General features: G+C 64.8%; 14 protein-coding genes. 7 read left to right on the top strand and 7 right to left on the bottom strand.

Going from position 1 to position 11,965, the window contains the following annotated elements; genetic code table 11:
* Nucleotides 1–34 precede the first annotated feature (34 nt).
* Together RAD04_RS07735 and RAD04_RS07730 are read right to left on the bottom strand one after the other, a co-directional pair.
* Nucleotides 35–850, bottom strand: coding sequence for a DUF2927 domain-containing protein (locus RAD04_RS07735; RefSeq protein WP_461623289.1), 816 nt, complete (start codon nt 848–850; stop codon nt 35–37).
* Between the two features lie 215 nt (nt 851–1,065).
* Nucleotides 1,066–1,644: a L,D-transpeptidase gene (locus RAD04_RS07730; protein ID WP_461623288.1), complete on the bottom strand. Its 579-nt coding sequence runs from the start codon at nt 1,642–1,644 to the stop codon at nt 1,066–1,068.
* 262 nt (nt 1,645–1,906) lie between these two features.
* Between RAD04_RS07730 and RAD04_RS07725 the strand changes: the two genes are divergently transcribed.
* Nucleotides 1,907–3,454, top strand: a complete 1,548-nt coding sequence (locus RAD04_RS07725) for an acetolactate synthase large subunit (RefSeq protein ID WP_461623287.1) — start codon at nt 1,907–1,909, stop codon at nt 3,452–3,454.
* A 250-nt stretch (nt 3,455–3,704) separates the two neighbouring features.
* Nucleotides 3,705–4,235 carry a hypothetical protein gene (locus RAD04_RS07720; protein ID WP_461623286.1) on the top strand — a complete coding sequence of 177 codons (531 nt, stop codon included), beginning with the start codon at nt 3,705–3,707 and terminating at the stop codon, nt 4,233–4,235.
* A gap of 67 nt (nt 4,236–4,302) precedes the next feature.
* Here RAD04_RS07720 and RAD04_RS07715 read toward each other — a convergent pair whose 3' ends face one another.
* Nucleotides 4,303–4,536, bottom strand: a complete 234-nt coding sequence (locus RAD04_RS07715) for a DUF3551 domain-containing protein (protein WP_461623285.1) — start codon at nt 4,534–4,536, stop codon at nt 4,303–4,305.
* 258 nt (nt 4,537–4,794) lie between these two features.
* Between RAD04_RS07715 and RAD04_RS07710 the strand changes: the two genes are divergently transcribed.
* The 3 genes from RAD04_RS07710 to greA all read left to right on the top strand — a co-directional run bounded on the left by RAD04_RS07710 (nt 4,795) and on the right by greA (nt 6,317).
* Entirely contained in the window at nt 4,795–5,142 is a 348-nt protein-coding gene (locus RAD04_RS07710) for a hypothetical protein (protein WP_461623284.1), read from the top strand.
* A 145-nt stretch (nt 5,143–5,287) separates the two neighbouring features.
* Entirely contained in the window at nt 5,288–5,773 is a 486-nt protein-coding gene (locus RAD04_RS07705; RefSeq protein ID WP_461623283.1) for a hypothetical protein, read from the top strand.
* A gap of 61 nt (nt 5,774–5,834) precedes the next feature.
* Nucleotides 5,835–6,317, top strand: coding sequence for a transcription elongation factor GreA (gene greA, locus RAD04_RS07700; RefSeq protein ID WP_461623282.1), 483 nt, complete (start codon nt 5,835–5,837; stop codon nt 6,315–6,317).
* Nucleotides 6,318–6,441: 124 nt separating this feature from the next.
* Here greA and RAD04_RS07695 read toward each other — a convergent pair whose 3' ends face one another.
* From RAD04_RS07695 to RAD04_RS07680, 4 genes are all read right to left on the bottom strand, one after another.
* On the bottom strand, nt 6,442–7,215 hold the full coding sequence (locus tag RAD04_RS07695) for an SDR family NAD(P)-dependent oxidoreductase (protein WP_461623281.1): 774 nt from the start codon (nt 7,213–7,215) through the stop codon (nt 6,442–6,444).
* Between the two features lie 48 nt (nt 7,216–7,263).
* On the bottom strand, nt 7,264–7,659 hold the full coding sequence (locus RAD04_RS07690) for a (R)-mandelonitrile lyase (protein ID WP_461623657.1): 396 nt from the start codon (nt 7,657–7,659) through the stop codon (nt 7,264–7,266).
* A gap of 130 nt (nt 7,660–7,789) precedes the next feature.
* On the bottom strand, nt 7,790–8,575 hold the full coding sequence (locus RAD04_RS07685) for a carboxymuconolactone decarboxylase family protein (protein ID WP_461623280.1): 786 nt from the start codon (nt 8,573–8,575) through the stop codon (nt 7,790–7,792).
* On the bottom strand, nt 8,572–9,777 hold the full coding sequence (locus RAD04_RS07680) for an arabinose transporter (RefSeq protein ID WP_461623279.1): 1,206 nt from the start codon (nt 9,775–9,777) through the stop codon (nt 8,572–8,574). The genes RAD04_RS07685 and RAD04_RS07680 overlap by 4 nt, the downstream gene beginning before the upstream one ends.
* Nucleotides 9,778–9,876: 99 nt before the next feature.
* Between RAD04_RS07680 and RAD04_RS07675 the strand changes: the two genes are divergently transcribed.
* Both RAD04_RS07675 and RAD04_RS07670 read left to right on the top strand, forming a co-directional pair.
* A complete protein-coding gene (locus RAD04_RS07675; RefSeq protein ID WP_461623278.1) occupies nt 9,877–10,776 on the top strand; it encodes a LysR family transcriptional regulator in 900 nt (299 codons plus the stop codon).
* Between the two features lie 229 nt (nt 10,777–11,005).
* Nucleotides 11,006–11,683: a hypothetical protein gene (locus RAD04_RS07670; protein ID WP_461623277.1), complete on the top strand. Its 678-nt coding sequence runs from the start codon at nt 11,006–11,008 to the stop codon at nt 11,681–11,683.
* The last annotated feature ends 282 nt before the right edge of the window (nt 11,684–11,965 follow it).

The raw sequence follows: 11,965 nt of genomic DNA, 5'->3' as shown, positions 1-11,965 counted from the left end.
CTCCCCTTGTGGGAGAAGGTGGCGCGAAGCGCCTTCACTCCTTCAGATCATTCACCTCCCTGACCCAGGTGCGCACGTCGGCGAGCACGGCGGGCAGCACCGCCTTGACCTCGGCCACGGTCATGCCGGGCTTGATGCGGGGATCGTACAGCAGATTGAGGATGTACTGGTCGTAGACGTCGAAATAGCCCATCGAGACGTTGTCGTTGAACATGGTCCAGGGCACGCTCGCGGTGTCGTTGATGGGCCCGAGCGATTGCAGCAGCTCCTCATAGGCGCAGTCGAGGAAGACGAAATCGCCGTTGTCGACGGTGAGGATGACGTCGGAATGCTCGATCTCGAAATTGTCGTTCTTGCGGAAGCCGGACAGGCATTGCGGGTCGAGCGAGGTGCGGATCTCGCGCGCCTTCTCGGCGCCATAGAAGCTGGAGATGGTGCGGAAGAGGTCGCGGTCGCGCACCAGCTTCACCCGCACATTGGCCGCTTCGGCGGTCGCGATCATGGCGATGTCGAGATGCTGCACGCGATGGGCGATGTCGGCCACGACTTTTGCGAGCTGTGTCTTGCGGTCGGTGCGGTCGCTCTCGGCGTAAACGCGCACTGGTCCGTCGAACTTGCGGATGCGGTCGACGCGGCCGGCGAGGTGATATTCGGCGCCGAACGCCGTCTTCAGGAAGCCCTCGACGATCTCGCCGTCGGTAAAATTCTTCTTCTCGGAGCGCTGGCGCGAGGCCACCGCGGGCAATTCGCCCGCCACCGCCGTGGTCGCGGGATCGGGCGCGCAGGTGAGCGCGGCGAGCGCCAGCAGGGCGATGCGAAGGGCAGCCGGGGACGGATTGAGTGCGCTCATCGTCGTGCGACGCTGCCGTATTCACGTCGCGCGCACAAGACCGCAGATTCACGCGCCCTGCGGGTTCCCGGCGTTGTCTGTAACAAGAGAGTTACAGTATCGCAGAAGTGGGCAAAGGCGCGCCGCCGTGCCCACCATCTCGAAACCGTGGGCACGCCGGGCGGACCGCGCGTTCGCGCGATCCTCCGGCTTTGCCCACCCTACGAGAGTTTGCGTCAGTTATTCAGCACCACCACTGTAGTACCGACCGAGACGCGGGCGTAGAGATCGCTGACGTCGTCATTGGTCATGCGGAAGCAGCCCGAGGAGACCGCCTGGCCGATCGTCTCCGGCTCGTTGGAGCCGTGGATGCGGTAGAGCGTCGAGCCCAGATACATCGCGCGCGCGCCGAGCGGATTCTCGACGCCGCCCTTCATGTGGCGCGGCAGATCCGGCCGGCGGGCCAGCATCTGCGATGGCGGCGTCCAGTCCGGCCATTCCTTCTTGGCAGTGATCCTGTGGACCCCGCCCCAGCGGAAGCCGTCGCGGCCGACGCCGATGCCGTAGCGCAGCGCCTGGCCGTTCTGCAGCACCAGATACAGCCGCCGCTCGCTGGTGTTCACCACGATCGTGCCGGGGGCGTAATTGCCGTTATACATGACGGTGGTGCGGGGGACCGGGTTGGCACCGGAACGGAAGAAGTTCGGGCCGCCGCCCATGATGTCGCGCGAGTCGAACTCTTCGGCGAGTGTGCCGCCCGCCATGGCCGACAGCAATGCGATGGCGGCAATCGGCGCGGCAAAAAACCGGATCATTGTTTCCCCCAGCAAAAAATCGATTCAACAAAGGGCACAGGCCATATTTGCGGGCTTTTCGCAAGCCACGGCCCCGTGAGGACACCATCCAGCATAGGCGTTATCAAATCGGCAACCATGCCGTTTGCGGGAAAGCGTTAGCCAAACCAGCGCATCCTCGCGCGGGGCAGGGCCGCGATGGCCTCTATTGCTTTGACGGGGCCTGCGAACAATGATTGGTCGGATACCTCACTCGAAATCGGCGGTTGCGGGAGCAAGAAGAATGAACGGTGCGGAAAGCCTGGTGCGGACGATGGTCAAGGGCGGGGTGGACATCTGCTTCTCCAACCCGGGAACCTCCGAGATGCATTTTGTCGCAGCGCTCGACCGGGTCCCCGGCATGCGCTGCGTGCTCGGCCTGTTCGAGGGCGTGGTGACGGGCGCGGCCGACGGCTACTATCGCATGAAGGGTACGCCGGCCTCGACCCTGCTGCATCTCGGCCCCGGCCTCGCCAACGGTCTTGCCAACCTGCACAACGCCAAGAAGGCCAATTCGGGCATCGTCAACATCGTCGGCCAGCATGCCGTCTATCACATCGACTACAACGCGCCGCTGACCTCCGACATCGAGGGGTTGGCCCGGCCGATGTCGTCCTGGGTCCGGACCTCGCCGAACTCCAAATCGGTGGCCGCCGACGGCGCCGCCGCGATCGCCGCCGCCAAGAGCGCGCCGGGGCAGATCGCAACCCTGATCCTGCCCGCCGACACCGCCTGGAACGAGGCCGACGGCATCGCCGAAGTCCCAGCCGAGCAGCAGCGCGCCAGCTATTCGCCGCAGGCGGTCGAGCAGGCCGCAAAAATCCTGCACGGCGACGGCGAGGGCACGCTGTTGCTGATGACCGGCAGCGCCCTAAGCGAGCAGGGCCTGGCGCTGGCCGAGCGCATCGCCGCCAAGACCGGCTGCACCGTGATGGGCCCGACCTTCCGCCCCAAGATGGCGCGCGGCCGCGGCCGCTTCTCGATCGACCGCATTCACTACGTCATCGAGAACGCGCTGCCGATGCTGGCCAAGTTCCGTCACATCGTGCTGATCGAGTCCGACGATCCCGTCGCGTTCTTCGCCTATCCGAACAAGCCGAGCATGCTCAAGCCCGAGGGCTGCGACGTCCATCGCATGACCTCCTGGGGCGAGAATTCGGTCGCAGCCCTCGAAGCGCTCGCCGGCGCCGTCAAGGCCAGCGCCAAGGACGTCAAGCCGCGTGCGGTGCAGGAGCTGATCAAGCCGACCGGCGCGCTCACCTTCGCCTCGATCGCGCAGGCGATCGCCTGTGCGATCCCCGAGAACGCGATCATGGTCGACGAATCCCTCACCACAGGCCGCGGCTTCTTCCCGCCGACGGCGGCGGCGGCGCCGCATGACTGGCTGCAGAACATGGGCGGCTCGATCGGCTTCTCTACGCCGCTGTCGATCGGCGCCGCGATCGCCTGCCCGGACCGCAAAGTCATCACCATGGTCGGTGACGGCAGCGCGATGTACACGATCCAGTCGCTGTGGACCCAGGCGCGCGAGAACCTGAACATCGTCACCATCGTGTTCGCCAACCGCATCTACCAGATCTTGCGCGGCGAGTTCGACAATGTCGGCGCCGGTGAGCCCGGCCAGCGCGCCAACGACATGCTTCGCCTCGACCGCCCGACGCTGGATTTCGTTGCGCTGGCCAAGGGCATGGGCGTGCCCGGCCGCGCCGTCACCAATGCCGACGAGTTCAACAAGGCGTTGGCCGAAGCCGTCGCCGAGCCGGGGCCGCGGCTGATCGAAGTCCAGATGTAGGATGCCTCTTTTACCTCTCGCCGCTCTTCTGCGGGGAGAGGTCGGATTGCGTAGCAATCCGGGTGAGGGGCAAGGCAGGCTGCAAGCCTAGGCAAAAGACCATCCGACTCGCGCGCCGCGCGCGTTCGACCTATCATCACAACCGAATTCGCGGAGACGCCCCCTCACCCCACCCTCTCCCCGTAAGAACGGGGCGAGGGTGCGAGAGACCGGTCGGGACGCGTAAGGTCGAAATGAGCCCGGAGGCACGATGCAGACCGAGCTGAACAAGGTGATCGCGGCGCTGCGGGACTTCTACGCCCACGAGGGCTTCCTGTTCGAGAAGGACATCGGCGAGCGCGCGATCACGCACCGCTTCGCCGTGCATCTGGAGAAGCAGTTCTCCGGCTGGTCGGTCGACTGCAACTACGACCGGCTCGGTGAGCGCACGCTGCATCTGCCGCACGGCACCATCATCTCGACCGACGACCATCTCGGCAAGTCGATCTACCCCGATGTGGTCGTGCATCAGCGCGAGATCCCGAACAATCTGCTAACCGTGGAGATCCGCAAGGCGAGCAATCACACCCCGCTTGAGCACGACCAGCACAAGCTGCGGGCGCTGACCGACGTGCATGTCTGGTTTCCCTACTGGATCGGCGTGCTGCTCGTGCTGGACAAGCATCATGTGACGATGTCGGAGGTGTATGTCAGCGCCGCTATCGATCAGCCGCTCTCGCTCTGGTTCGCGACGCGGCTCGAGGAAAGCGGATTGGGAGCCGGCACGCAGAGGTCGGGCTAATCGTTGCCACATAATAGGTGCTCTCCCTCTCCCGCTTGCGGGAGAGGGAGTCTCACCACCTACGTCATCAGTAATGATACGGCTGCGAGTACGCGTAGCGCGGGTTGATGCCGCAATAGGCCGATGTGCCGGAAGCGGTCGCCGCACATTGCTGATAGCTCGCGAACTGGCAGTTGCCGGGATAGCCCCAGTTGCGGCCCTGCAGGCAGTATCTGTCGTTTCCGGCCTGGGCCGGGGCCGCCGACAACGATGCGGCGATCAGCGTTGCGAACGATGCAAGCGTGAGGATGGTGCGACGCATTTCGATCTCCTTCAATGGTGGGTGAAACGACCGAGCCTTGGCGTTCCCGTGGCCTGTCTGACGCGGGGTCATGCTGTGTTGGTGTCTGCGACGCCGGATGCGTTCGAAGCGAGGACCATCGTGACGCAGCCAGCGGCTTGCACTGTGATCTCGGCCACAGTTCGCGCACGGGTTCCGACCTATCCTCGGCGAACTTGCACGCCTCGATCCCGTGGGACTAGGCTTGCCTCATACGGATCAAGGCATTTGGAGGTTCTGATGCAGAAAACATATTTGCTGGCTGCAGTGGCAGCGCTGGCGCTCATGACGCAAACGCCGCATGCCCTGGCCCAATCCCTGGCCCAAAGCACGCCGGCTGCCGGCGGAACCGCGGCGCCTGCGGCGACAACCACTGCGCCGGCCACGACGGCGGCGCCGAGTGCAACCACCGACACGTCCAGCCAGCCGACCGACTCCAAGAAGAGCGCGTCGAAGAAGCCGGCGAAGAAGAAGATGACGCGGCGGCAGGAAATCGACCACTCCGTCGACACCGGCACCGTGCCCGCGCGCTATCGCAGCTCGGTGCCCAAGCAGTACCAGCAATATATTCCGTTCGATAAGCAGTGACGGATCGCACGGCGGCGCGACGTGATCAGCCGTTGCGCCGGCGGTGCCTGCCCAGATGGGCGCTGGCCGGGCGGCTGCCGACCTCATATCCCCGGTGGCGGTCTGCGAGTGCAGTGCTAAAGTAGGCCGAAGCTTGGGGGGAGTGATGAGTGACGACGTGAAGGATGCTGGCCTTGTGGCCATGATCAGCAGCATCCTTGGTGGCAACAAGCGCGCAGACAGTGTTGCACCGCCGCCGCTCACCGAGGGTCCGCCGGCAGTGCCGTCGAACGGAGCGGACGCGGTCGCCGCGCCCGTCCCCGAGGCGACGTCGACCGGGCAGGAGGGTGCGCCCGCCACCGCGCCAGCCACTGCGGAACCGGTCGAGCCGCCTGCGAAAATCGCCACGACGCGGGATGGCAAGCAGTTGTTGCCGGCGGAAGCGATTGCCGATCTCGTGCTTGGCGAGCTGCGCAAGCTGGAGAATTTCCCGGCGACCGGCGCCTCGGTCACGGTCTACGGTTACAGGCACTGGAACGCCATGATCACCTTCGCGCCGTTTTCGACCAATTTCCAGAACGCGACGCGGTTCCGCCAGGCCATGCCTGATCTCGTCTTCAAGCTCCGTCGTTTCGTCGAACTTGAGATATAGTCTGGGGCAATCAGCGGCGCGCGGCGCCGCCACCCCCGGACAGTTCGACAGGATCTTTGAATTGAGCGTCGCCTTTACCAAGGAAGAAAGCGCCGAAACCGCGTCCGAGACGCTGTTGCCGGATCGCCCGATCTCGCCGCATCCCAACCTCGTGACGGAAGCAGGCCTGCTTGCGTTGCAGACGCAGCTTCAGCAGGCCCGCGAGGCCTATGAGGCCGCGCAGGCCATCGAGGACGTCAACGAAAAGCGCCGACAGTCGGCGGTGCCGTTGCGCGACGCCCGCTATCTCACCGAACGGCTGCGCACCGCGCAGCTCATTCCCGATCCGACCTCGACCGAAACGGTCGCCTTCGGCAGCACCGTGACCTTCAGCCGCACCGACGGCCGCGTGCAGACCTACCGCATCGTCGGCGAGGACGAAGCCGACCCCAAGGCGGGGACGATCTCGTTCGTCGCGCCGGTCGCGCGATCGCTGATGGGGAAGGCGGTGGGTGACGTCGTAGGGACGGGCGCGCAGGAGATCGAGATTCTGTCGATCGGGTAGGGGCAGGGTCCGTCTTGGTCTGGCGAAAGCGTGATCCGGAAAAGTGCGAAGCGGCTTTCCGGAAAGATCATGCGCCAACAACAACCTAAAGCGCGATGAAGATTCATCCAAATCGCATCGCGCTTTAGGCCTGCGGAAGCGGAACTCCGGTCAGCCTGCCCAATCTTTCGATGAGTGCGTCCTGAAAATCCGGATCGGTCGCCTCACTGGCCGGCTCCTCCCGCCGGAGATGATGCCAGTAGCGCCCGCTGACCAGAGCGGCGGGCTCCTCGCTCACCGCCAGCCAGGCTTGGGTCTGTTGTCCGGTGTGGAGATCGACCGGGGCGCCCGAACCACCCATCTTGGTGCGGACCCATCCGGGATCGACGGCGTTGCTCAGGACTTTGGGCCAGCGTCGTGCCAGACCGAACGCCAGCGCGACAACGTGCAGCTTGCTCTCGGCATAGGCCTTGGCCGAATCCCAGGCCCGATGTGTCCAATCGAGGTCGTCGAGCGAGCCCTCTCCACCGCGGTGCAATCCGCTGCTGAGATACACCAATCGGTCGGGCCGCTCGATCAGGGCCGTCAGCATGTACGGCGCAAGCGTGTTGATGGCCAGGGTTTCGGCATGGCCCTCCGGCGTCGCGCCACGGTCCGGCCGCGTGTAGACGCCGGCGTTGTGGATGATCGCGTCCATGCGCCCGATTGCGTTGACCTGGTCGGCGATGCTTCTTGCATCTGCGGCACTGCGGAGATCGCCGACCACGATCCCGGCGCAACGCGACGCGAACTCGCCGATATCGGCGGCGCGATCCGCCGATCGCGCGTGCAGCACCACGCGGTGACCTTGATCAACGAGCGATTGCGCCGCCGCCCGGCCGAGGCCGTCCGCGCTGCCGGTGATGAAGATGATCGCCATGCGCTGCTTCTCCCGATGTGTCAGAACGCACTCTACAGCGCCCGTCCATTACCTCTGATATTGTTCGTCGCTCACTTTCTCCATCCAGTCCACGTTCTTGCCGCCGGAGGATTCCTGGATGGCAATATGGGTCATCGCCGTCGTCGGCGAGGCGCCATGCCAATGCTTCAGTCCCGGCGGAAACCACACGACGTCGCCCGGCCGGATCTCCTCGATGGCTCCGCCTTCGCGCTGAACCCAACCCAGTCCCGCGGTGACGATGAGCGTCTGTCCGAGCGGATGCGTGTGCCAGGCGGTGCGGGCACCCGGCTCGAAGGTAACCTGGCCCGCGCCCACCCGAGCCGGATCAGGGGCCTGGAACAGCGGGTCGATGCGCACCGTGCAGGTGAACCAGTCCTGCGGTCCCTTCTGGGACGGGCGCGATCCGTTTCGCTTGATGTCGATGTCCAAGTCCATGGTCATGTGCGTCTCCTGTGCTTCCGACGCGCGCGCCTGCGCGCGGCGAATTCCAATGACAACGGCGGCGCTGCCGCCAATGAGCACGTCCCTGCGCCTGATCACGGCACGTCTCCGCTCAGCGCGGCCGCTTTTCGACGACGTCCTTGATCACCGGCGCCGCGGAGAATGCGTTGGGCCAGCCGGCGTAGAAGGCGAGATGGCCGAGCACCTCGCCGGCTTCCTCCCGCGTCAACCCGTTGTCCATCGCGCGGTTCAAATGATAGGTGATCTGCGCGACCTGACCGGTCGCGATGAGAGCGCTCACGGTGACCAGGCTGCGGTCGCGCGGTGCCAGCGCCGGCCTCAGCCAGAGGTCGCGGAACAGCACGTCGGTCGTGTACTGGACGAGGCTTGGCGTGATCTGCCCGAACTGCTCGCCGACGCGGGTCGCCCGCTGCTTCTCCGCGGCTTCGTCGAGCGGCAGTTGCGGCCCAGAGGCCGGCGGGAGCTGATCGGCCCCGATGTTGCGGCTCTTGAAGACGTCGCGCGCCGCCGGGATCGCATCCACCGCGTTCGCCCAGCCGGTGTAGAAGGCGAGGTGCGTGATGATCTCCGATATCTCCGCCGGCTTCACCCCGTTGTCGAGCGCGCGTGCGAGATAGTCCGGCAGCTCCACGGTCTGGTTGCGCGCGATCAGCGCCGCGACCGTGACGATGCTGCGGTCTCGCGGCGAAAGATCCGGGCGCTTCCAGAGATCGCCGATGACGAACTTTTGCGCGTAGGCTTCGAGCGCCGGCGCAACGGCGCGGATGTCTTCCGATGTCGACATGGGATTTGCTCCTTTGACGGCTGCCGTGTCCGCGGCGACCGGGCCGCCGGCGATGAGCCAGAATGACAACAAGGTGGTTGCGAGTGTTCTCATTGCGGATGTCCTTCGACGGTGAACGGGTGCGCCAGCAGCCACCAGGCGACCAGCGCGGCGCAGAGCACGGTGACGGCGCTTGCGAGAAACAAAACGTTCAGCCTTGCTCCGGTCGCGATCAATCCAAGCGCGGGGCTGGCGATCCCCTGCGCCAGGTCGAGAAAGGCGGTGTAGGCGCCCATGGCCAGGCCGCGATTCTGCACGGGAACGCGGCGCACGGCCTCGACGCCGAAGCCGGGATAGATCAGCGAGAAGCCGAACCCGGTGAGCGCGGCACCGGCCAGTGCCATCTCGGGTCGTGCCGCAAGCCAGATCAGGGCCTGCCCGGCGGCTTCGACCAGGGCACAGAGAAGCGCAACCCTGGCACCGCCGATCGTATCGGCCAGATGACTGAAGAAGACGCGCGCCAGGATGAAGGCGAGGGCATAGGCCGTGTAAGCAAGCCATCCATTGGCCCATCCCCGGCTGGCAAACAGCAAGGCAACGAACGTCGTCACCGCGCCGAAGCCGACGCTGCCGAGGGCCGATCCGAGGCCCGGCACCCATACCGCGCCGAGCACTTTGGCGAACGACAGGCGCACTTGCTGCACCGGCGCCGCCGCGGGAAGCTGCATCACGAACAGCAGAGCCAGCAGCGGCGCTGCCGTCGTCGCGAGCGCGATCGCGGCAAAGCCGTAGGTGGCGTAAAGCGCTGAGCCTGCGGGGGCGCCGATAGCGAAGGCCGCGAACATCGCCGAACCGACCCAGGCGATGACCTTGCCGGTGTTGCCGCTCTCGACGAGGACCAGCCCCCAACTGACCGCGGCCGTGATGATGAAGCTCTCGGCGGCGCCGAGCAGGCCGCGTCCCAGCAGCAGAATGGTCACCGAGGCCAGCGGAGCCTCGGTGAAGCCGAGCGAGAGCAGGTAGAACAGCCCGGACGCCGCGGCCGCGATGAGGCCGGCGATGACACCGCGCTTCGCCCCGCTTCTGTCCGAGACGTGGCCGGCCCATGGCCGCGAGACCAGGGATGCCGCGAACTGGCTGCCGGCGACCAGGCCGACCACGAACGTGCCGAACCCCAATCCGTCGTGCACATGAAGCGGAAGCACAGGCATCGCCATGCCGATGACGAGGAAGACTGCGAAGACGACCGCCATGATCGGCAGCAAATTCGCCGTGACGCGAAGCGAGGCGACGGGCTGCATGGCTGTCACTGGCATGCTGATTCAGGGCTCCTGGTGGCTGCTCCGAACCTAGGACCTTCGCCGTGCCTTGATTAGGTGATAGATTTCGAATGAAGTTATTAGAGTGACTAATCAATGCATCGGGACGACGCGAGCGACCTTCTTGCCTTCCTGGCCGTGGCGCGGGAGCGCAACTTCACGCGCGCGGCGGCGAAGCTTGGCATGACTCAGTCCGCGCTGAGCCAGATCATCCGGAATCTGGAGGAGCGGCTGGGTGTCAGGCTGCTCAATCGAACGACGCGGAGCGTCACTCCGACCCAGGCCGGCGAGCGGCTGTTCCAGAGCATCGGCCCCAAGTTCACCGAGATGGACAACGATCTCGCTGCCCTCGGCGAGTTTCGCGAAAAGCCTGCCGGAACCGTTCGGGTGACCGCGACGGAGTATGCCGCCAGCGAAATCCTGCTGCCGGCGCTGGGAAAGCTTCTGCCCAAATACCCCGACATCCACGTCGAGATCGTCATCGACTACGGGCTCACCAATATCGTCGCGCAGCAGGTCGATGCGGGCATCCGTCCCGGCGAGCTTGTCGCCAAGGACATGATCGCCGTGCGCGTCAGTCCCGATCTCCGGATGGCCGTCGTCGGCTCTCCGTCCTACTTTGCCGACCGCAAGCGCCCGAAGACGCCGCAGGATCTGACCCAGCACAATTGCCTCAATTTGCGTCTGCCGACGCACGGCGGCAGCCTGTATGCCTGGGAATTCGAGAAGAACGGGCGGGAGCTCAATGTGCGGGTGGAGGGCCAGCTCGTGTTCAACAGCGCGGGGCTGCTCTTGAACGGAGCGTTGAAGGGCCTCGGCCTTGCCTACCTCACCGAGGGACATGTGCAGCCGTATTTGTCAGAGGGACGTCTTGTCCGCGTGCTCTCGGATTGGTGTCCGCCGTTCTCGGGATACCATCTCTACTATGCCAGCCGGCGCCAGCCTTCCCCGGCCTTCTCGCTGCTGGTGGAGGCGCTGCGATACCGCGGCAAGTAGAACGGCAAGTAGACCGGCAAGTCGAATCGGCAAGTCGAACGGCATGACCGCGTCCAGCACTTCAGGCGCGCAGAACATGGAGATTTGATCGATTGCATGGGGTGTGCAGGGTGAGGCGAGGATTGCAGGAGCAATCCCATTCGCCTAAAGCATGAACCATGCGTCTTTGTTGTCCTGTCCTGATATCGATGATCCCCGCCGTGTCCGCGAAACAAAGCCCGATGGTTGGATGAGACGGTTTCTGTCGGGAGCGTTGCCGTTCTACGCGCTGGCAGTACTGGCCATGTGCATGTACCTCTTCCTGTACAGGACGAACCTTTTCGATCTGAACGCCATCGTCCATGGCGCGACCGGGTCGTCATGGTTTCTGGTCTTCATGTTCGTCTGCGTGCTGCTGGAGGCGGTCTTCCCGTATTTCGGCTATTTTCCCGGAACCGCCCTCATTCTGATGTCCGTGGCGCTCAATCCAAAGTCGGCGGATGCTTCCGTCTTTGTGGTGGCGTGGCTCGCCATCATCCTGGGCGCCGTCTTGAGTTACGGACAGGCTCGTTTCTTCAGACCATTCCTGCAGCGGGTGGCCTCGAAGGCGGCCCTGCGCCGATGCGCGTCCCTGTTCGACGCCTATGGCGCTTACGCGCGCATTGCCTTGTTCGTTCATCCCAACGCCTGCGCGATGTATTTCACGGCGCTCGGACTTCTCGGCCGCAGCCTGACGCGAGAGCTCGCCTATCTCTGCGTGGGTGCAGCCGCCGCCGTCGGCATCCTGTTCGTGATCGTGACCAGATTGGTGTCGTCCGTCGGCCCCACCGATGATGGGGAATTGCAGGTGCTGCTTGCCGCCGCGCTGGCCGCGATCGGGACACTCGTTGGTCTCTACGCGGCCTGGCGGCCGGAGCGCGCGGCCTGAAGCTTGCTCCGTCTTACACCTCTGCCGGCGGGCGCCGTGATCACCTGCGATCGACAGGCTTCAGGGCGACGGCGCTGATCTAGCCACACGTTAATAATGCGCCTCTACCCGCCAAGCTTAGTGCAATACGCGACGGGCTTCTGCTAGCCGGACTTTCTCTCTGAGGCCCTCGAGATCCTGTATTGCCTTAAGCAATCTCACCAAATCGGAAGCTATGTGTGCCAGTGTAGGCCTTTGCGGCTTTGAGGTTCGAGATTTCTGTTTCATCGCGAAACGGCTCCC

It is taken from the genome of Bradyrhizobium sp. 25ACV (assembly GCF_054863005.1).
The sequence above is the reverse complement of the archived record's forward strand: the minus strand, read 5'-3'. Positions and strand labels throughout refer to the sequence as shown.